Annotated in this window: 5 protein-coding genes; all 5 read right to left on the reverse strand. The window is 53.9% G+C overall.

From position 1 onward, the window contains the following. The coding region (locus GX364_08670; protein NLI70920.1) for a hypothetical protein at positions 1-1,471 on the reverse strand (1,471 nt) is incomplete at its 3' end. A 271-nt stretch (positions 1,472-1,742) separates the two neighbouring features. After that, positions 1,743-2,780: a glycyl-radical enzyme activating protein gene (locus GX364_08675; GenBank protein ID NLI70921.1), complete on the reverse strand. Its 1,038-nt coding sequence runs from the start codon at positions 2,778-2,780 to the stop codon at positions 1,743-1,745. Between the two features lie 70 nt (positions 2,781-2,850). Next, positions 2,851-5,343, reverse strand: a complete 2,493-nt coding sequence (locus tag GX364_08680) for a hypothetical protein (protein NLI70922.1) — start codon at positions 5,341-5,343, stop codon at positions 2,851-2,853. A gap of 147 nt (positions 5,344-5,490) precedes the next feature. Beyond that, on the reverse strand, positions 5,491-5,970 hold the full coding sequence (locus GX364_08685) for a hypothetical protein (protein NLI70923.1): 480 nt from the start codon (positions 5,968-5,970) through the stop codon (positions 5,491-5,493). Continuing rightward, the gene (locus GX364_08690) at positions 5,967-6,533 is read right to left on the reverse strand and encodes a hypothetical protein (protein ID NLI70924.1); all 567 of its coding nucleotides are present in this window, start codon (positions 6,531-6,533) and stop codon (positions 5,967-5,969) included. Before GX364_08690 ends, GX364_08685 begins: the two co-directional genes overlap by 4 nt. Positions 6,534-7,244 lie beyond the last annotated feature (711 nt).

Genomic DNA, 7,244 nt, shown 5'->3' on the forward strand with positions numbered 1-7,244 from the left:
GGTTATGGCTCAGGTCGAGGTCCCACAGTTCGGTCAAGCCGGACAGAAAGGAAATGTCGCTGATCCGGTTCCCTGCCAGATAAAGACTCTCCAGGCCGGGCAAACCGGAAAGAACAGAGAAATCGTTGATCGGGTTGTGGCTCAGGTCAAGACCTCGCAGTTCGGTCAAGTTGGAAAGAACGGAAATATTGCCGATCTTGTTCACCGCCAGGTAAAGAATTTCCAGGTCGGACAAACCGGAAAGAAAGGAAATATTGCTGATTTCGTTGTAGCACAGGTCAAGACTCCGTAAATCGGTCAAAGCGGAAAGATCGGGAACATTGCTGATCCCGTTGTCCGACAGGTAAAGCCACCTCAGTTTGGTCAGACCGGAAAGAGGCGAGATATTGCTGATCTGGTTGTTCGACAGGTCAAGATCCCACAAATCGGTCAAACCGGAAAGAGGGGAGATATTGTTGATTCCGTTGCCCGACAGGTAAAGCCACCTCAGTTTGGTCAAGCCGGAAAGAGGTGAGATATTGCTGATCTGGTTGTCCCGCAGGTAAAGTCCCTCCAGCTTTTTCAAACCGGAAAGAGCGGATATATCGCTGATCCGGTTGTTGTCCAGATCAAGAGTCTCCAGGTTGACCAAACCGGAAAGAGGGGAAATACTGCTGATCTGGTTGTTCGACAGGTCAAGATCCCACAAATCGGTCAAACCGGAAAGAGGGGAGATATCGCTGATCCGATTATTCCACAGGTAAAGCTCATCCAGATTTTTCAAGCCGGAAAGTGCCTTGATATCACTGACCCGGTTGCTCCACAGAGCAAGCATCCCCAGGTTGGTCAAGCTGGAAAGGGGTGAGATATCACTGATCCGGTTACCCTCCAGTTCAAGCCTTTCCAGGCCGGTCAAGCCCGAAAGAGCGGAAACAGTTTCGATCTGGTTATTCGACAGCTCAAGATTCCGCAGGCTGGCCAGGCCGGAAAGGGCAGGAATATCGCTGATCCGGTTGTTCCACAGGTAAAGCCCCTCCAGTTTGGCCAGACCGGAGAGAGGGGAGATATCGCTGATCAAGTTGCTCCGCATGAAAAGCTCCTCCAGGTTTTCCAAACCGGAAAGCGCCTTGATATCGCTGACCTGGTTGTTGTCCAGCTGAAGAAGCTTCAATTTTTTCAAGCCGGCAAGGGGTTCAATATCGCTTATTTCGTTTTCCCACAGGGAAAGGTTCTCCAGGTTGGTCGCATATTCAAGGCCGGTCAGGTCAGATATTTCGCGCCGAAACGCACTCAATTTGGTAAATGACCCCATATCCGCCTCCGTGATATCGCCGCTCGGTTTCTTCAATTCCTCCCGGATCGCTCCCTCCAATTTTTTATCAGGTATGTTTACCGCTCCGGAAGCAAAGGAAATGTTGCCGATACCGGAAAACACCGCCAACGTGATCAGAAGCAGGCACCATGAAAAAAACTTCCTGTATTTCCCGATCATTTGAAACCCTCCTGTCTCCCTTGAATTTGGTTCGATCCATGACACGATCACTTTCCGCTCGTATCTATTTCTACGTTATTCCCTCTTTTCCTGTATGGACATAAAATAAATAACCATCTGCTGCCCGGGGCATTTCCGTAACGTCCGCTAGCTTGCTATCCACAAAAAATCGGACCGACCTGCTCCCCCCTGCGTGGAAAAATTTTCTCTCCCCGACCATGGGGAGTCGGTCAAATGAATGAATTGAATGATTCCGGCAGGAATGGCAGTATCAGGAGTCATAATTGGAGATGGTTACCCGGCGGGCACCGCTGCCGATCATGATTTCCTGCAGACGGACCATGGCCTCTTCTGTAACCCGGGGAACCTCTTTCAGTTGGTAGTCAACTCCCAATCGCTCGTAATCGGCCACACAGAGGGAGTTGTAGCCTAGCAGATCGATCCGCTCCACCGGCCCCACCTCATCCCTGATGAAATGCGCCATGGCCTTGATATCCTCCTCGCCGGAAGTATACCCCGGTATGATCGGCACCCGGATCCGGAAAGGAATACCGGAGCCGCCAAGCCAGGCTGCATTCTCCAGGATAACCTCATTGGAAGCCCCGGTGAAAAGTTTATGTTTCTCCCGGTCGATGGTCTTCAGGTCATAGAGGACCAGATCCGCCTCCCCGGCTACATCCTTGAACACCTGCGGGCTGACACATCCCGCGGTATCGATACAGACATGAATATCCTCCGATCTCAGCGCCGAAAGGGCTGCCAGAAGGAAGCGGTGCTGCAGCAAACATTCCCCGCCGGAAAAGGTAACCCCCCCACCGGAATGTCGGTAGAATGGCTTATCCCGGATCAATTCTGTCAGGAGCTCATCCACTCCCACCTCTTCCCCGAAAACCCGTATCGCCCGGGCCGGGCAATTCTCCACGCACTGCAGGCAGCGGCGGCAGGAGCTGCCGAAAACAAGGCCTCGCTCTCCCCTCCGCAGCGCCCCCTGCGGGCAAACTTGCAGGCATGTGCCGCAATCGATACAGCGCAGCGCGTCGTGAAACAACTCGGGTTCCATGGAAAATGTTTCCGGGTTCTGGCACCAGAGGCACCTCATCGGGCAACCTTTCATGAAGACAGTGCTGCGGATACCCGGGCCATCTTCCGTGGACATGAACTGTATGTCGGTGATAATGGCCGTTCGTTGATTGTTTTGCATGGCATCATTGCAGACCCGGCGGGAAACCCGCCCATGTTCAGCTCCCGCTCCGGTTCCGGGAGCAGCGGACAGAACAGCAGGCAAAGCAGCAATCCGGAACCGGAACAAACCCGAACCCACCCCTGAAACCCGGCCTCACTCATTGCCGGCAACGTAACGGGAACAGATGAAACAACTGCTACAAACGACTGAATTCGGTGCGGTTGATTATTTCATCCTGTACCGGCCGGCCCAGATCGGTAAAATAAGCGGCATAACCCGAAACCCGTACCACGAGATCACGGTAACGATCCGGATCTTCCTGGGCCGCGCGCAGGGTGTCGTTGTCAATCGCGTTGATCTGCAGTTCCATTCCCCCCATTTCAAAGAAGGCCTGCACCAGCGCCCGGATTTTCCCCAGCCGTTCACTGCCCTCGAACATGGAAGGGGAGAACTTCAGGTTGAGAGCATAACCGTTGCCGATAAGTCGATGGTCGTTGGTTGCCACCGATCTGAGCATCGCCGTGGGCCCGTTGCTTTCCGAACCATTGGAGGGATTGAAGCTATTGCTGACCGGCTCTCCCGCCAGGCGCCCGTTGGGCATCGCCCCCAGGAACAACCCGTCCAGTACATGCAGGCCGTAAGAAAAGAACCCCGGCCGGAAAGGACCGCCGTGAATATTTCGTCTCGCCGCAACCTCGCGGCAGAAAAAATCCGTCACTTCAGCCGCCAGGGCATCGGTCTGCTCATCACCGCAACCATATCTGGGGCCCCGGGTGGCCAGGGTGGCATGCAATTTCGATTCCCCTTTGAAGTTGCGATCCAGGGCCCGTAACAGCCTATCCATGGAAAGTTCCCCCGTCTCGTACACAAAATGCCTGATTGCCGCCAGTGAATCGATGGCGGTGCCCAGACCGCGTCCCCCGATAGACTCGAAATTGTATCTGGCACCCCCCGCAGTCATATCGCGGGCGTTTTCAACACATCCGGCCAGGGTGGCCGAGATGAAAGGGCTGGGAAATTCTTGACGGTAAACTTCATCCTTGAGGTTGGTGCAGCGAGCCACGATATCGATCAGAAAGAGCAGTTGTTTTTTGAAGGCCTCCATGAACTGTCCAAAATTGGCAAAGTCGCGGGGATCACCCGTGCGGGGCCCGATATGCTTCCCCATGATCCGCAGAGCACCGTCCAACAAGGCCATCTCCAGGGCGGCGGCGATGCAGAGATCATTTCCCGATGTACAGCCGAAAGTATCCCCGTCACCTGTCGGTTCCACGCAGCCGATAACCCCGTAATCACGGGCTTCCTCTTCACTGTAACCGCACTCCTGCAGTGCCGCGATCGCCGCATCATCGTTGTAAAGGGCCGCCCCCGAAGTATGGCGATATGTTTCGACGGCTTTATCCCAGAACGAAACAGGGTTGTGAGGCGAGAGGCGGATGGTAAAACTGTTGCCCATGCTCCGGACATTGTTGAACGCCTCCAGCGAAAGATAGGAAATCTCATTTGCAGCATCTTCCCCCTGACGGGTCAAACCGCCCACCGTGGGTGAAGAGGTATCGCTGCCCAGCTCACTCGCCGTCTTCTTGCCCAGGAAAGGCAGCAGCAGCAGACCGCATGAAAACTTGATCAGCAATTCCTCCAGGCACTCCACCGCCTCGGCCGGCGTGATAACGCCGGCGGAGAGATCAGCGGCATAAAATGGATAGAGATACTGGTCGATCCTGCCGGGAGAAAGCACCCCGGCCATGCCGTAAGAAATATGCGCTGCTACCTGTGTAAGCCAGAGCGCCTGCACAGCTTCACGGAAGGAGCGCGGCGGATGATAGGGCACATGCCGGCAATAACGGGCAATACGGTGCAAGGCTTCGCGGCGGCCGGGATCGGCGGTTTCATCTGCCAGGCGCTCTGCTTCTCCGGCATATCTCAGGGCAAAAGCCCTCACCGCCTCACAGCTGATCATCACCGCTTCCAGGAAAGCTTCACCCTCGCTGTCACCTTCCGCACGTGCCTCTTCCAGGCGGTAGGCGGCACGCTCCTTTATCCCGGCCAGCCCCTCGTTGAGGACATGTTTCTGTCCCAGGATCAGATGCCCCTGCACATCGAAAACATTTGTCAGCAGCGCCGGGTTATTGTAGAGAACCGCCTCTATCCCCCGTTTGGCATAGGCAAGTGAAGGATTCGGCACGGAGACGAAGTCAAGCAGCTTGCGGAGATCAAGGCCCCGCGACAGACGGAAACGCCCCGTCAGGCTCCGGGACGGCCGGAAAAAAAGCCCATGTTCCCTGTAGAGCGTTCTTTTACGATCACTGAGCGTTTTACCCCGCCAGTAGGGCAAGATCTCCTCCTGCAATTCCCGGCGTTCATCCGCTTCGATGTGGAAAGGGCGAGAACCCGATCGTGTGATCATATCGAGTTCCAGTTCCAGGATCATATTGGCGTCGCCCCGCTCGATGGGGATGATCGCTGCCACGGGAGCAGAGGCCCGCTGTGCAGCTATATTCTCCTCTTCCAGGATATAAACACTCATCTGTTCCAGCGTATGGGCAAAAGCCTTCGCTGCCCGCAAGGCCGGGGGATCTCCTTCGGTGTCACGATATGATCGGGTGTAATAGCGGGCACGTTCCACGCAGATCGTGTACGGTTCGGAAAGAATTCTCTCTTTCAACTGCCGATTTCTCGGGTGGATCATCGGTCCATGCCTCCCATTCGGCACAAAGCAGTGTCACAATCGGCACACTATTCAGAATATTATAACATACCTGGAAGAGATCGGTCAAGCCCGTCAATCGCAATGGGTGCAGCATTGTAAGTTGCAAGTTCGGTTGCACACCAACAGCTAACCGAATAATAAATCTGCCAGCAGGCCGGCCAGGGAAGGTACTGTTATGTAAAGGGCATACTTGAGGATCACGAAACGGGACCCCAAAAAAGTAAATTCATAGGGCAGGTGTCCGACATTGATCATCCCCCAGGCCGTGATCATCGATATCGCGGTCCCTATCGTTGCACTTTCTCGAAAAACGGCATCGAACAGGGGGAAAAAAGCATAGGGGCCTCCCTGAATCAGTGCGCCGATAAGAGGCCCGACGACTATACCTCTCCAGCCCGATTCCGCCCCCAGCCAGGCTTGCAATGCCTTCTCCGGTATCAATATGTTCATGAACCCGACGACAATGAATGCGCATAGCAGAAGGGGCAAGGTGGCCAGAAACAATTTCCTGGCTTCTTTCAGGCTTACCAGAAGTTTGCCCTGCCTGTAAGCAACAAACAATAATATCGCGGCTGCCAATGATAATATGATGAGTGCATTGATCATTCTGCTTCCTCCGGTTCCGCTCTTTTTCCTTTCATCTGCAGTTGCAGCACTTCCTCCCTGATTTTTTCTGCATAACCGGGCAACAAGAAATTTACAGCCGCTCCCGCCACGATGGGGATGGCAAAGGTAATCAGAATACGCACGAGGGTTGTTTTCACGCCGACAAAAGCAATTTCAATCGGTACACGGCCCACATACCACAGCGTTTTGGCCGCCACAAAACTGATCATGGTACCAATATTGGCTCCGGAAACGATGAGTGTAGCCATCAACGGGTAAAAGAAAAAAGGCCCGCCGGGAACCAGGGCACCCATCAAGGTTCCCAGAAACGGCCCCTTCCAGCCTGCCCCTTCCCCCAGCCACCTGGTCACCATTTCTTTTGAAATCAATGAAGTAACCGAACCGGCAAGTGTAAAAGCTATGATTACAAGGGGGAATACCTCCAACATTGTTTTTCCACTGACTATGAATCCCTCGCCGACCAGCGCGAAACCTCCCTGGAAAAATGATATCACAATCAAAACCAGTGCAACCAGGGCCATACCTATCAATGTTTTGTTCATGTTCTGCTCCCCGTCATTTTTGCTGCGTTTTCTACCCCTTGCAGGCAACCTGTTCAATGCAAACAATCTTTCTACTGCAAAAAGCTTGCTGCTACTCCGTTATTTTCGTGGCATTTGCAGTTGCAACCGCAAACCCCTCTCCTGGAAAGAACCCCTCATCTGATGCCACCTGCATGAAATTGGAATATTTGCAAACCGGCAAGCGGCGTCCTGTGCCCTTCCAAAATCCTGTTCACAATATTGCAAATCAATTATATCCACTGCACCCATGAATTTCAAGGCATTGGGTAGAGGACTGCCTGGTATTGCCGGGCCGTTCCAGTAGGGGATTCTTCGGTCGCCTGCGGCGACCTCCCCCCTGTCATTCCGAGCAAGCGGTGTTCTGCAAATACGCAGGCGTTGCGCTGTTATACAATGCTTGCAGGAACGCCGGCCCCTGGCCGGTAAGGATAGCGCAGCGTGGAATCTCGGGAAATGGCAAACATTACTCTTGATGATGGCGATGGTGATGTCGTACTGCTCCGCTCCCAATAGTAAGGCAAGTGGTATTGACGTAGGCTTCATTACCCGCAAGCGTTTCCTTATTCTTTTTTTATATGTTGGCTTGGCGACTGGGCCGTTCATGGGCCATAGCATAAAGAACGGTTCAGGCTCGGGCTCAACGGGAACACCTCCAATCTTCACGTCCTGTGAAGTATCCGGCTGCCGACA

This window comes from Bacillota bacterium (genome assembly GCA_012518215.1).
GTDB lineage: Bacteria > Bacillota > Dethiobacteria > DTU022 > PWGO01 > JAAYSV01.

Excerpts from the sequence above, each read along its gene's own strand:
- GX364_08690 (NLI70924.1), bottom strand. The coding sequence starts at position 6,533 with ATGAACAAAACATTGATAGGTATGGCCCTGGTTGCACTGGTTTTGATT.
- GX364_08685 (NLI70923.1), bottom strand. The coding sequence starts at position 5,970 with ATGATCAATGCACTCATCATATTATCATTGGCAGCCGCGATATTATTG.
- GX364_08680 (NLI70922.1), bottom strand. The coding sequence starts at position 5,343 with ATGATCCACCCGAGAAATCGGCAGTTGAAAGAGAGAATTCTTTCCGAA.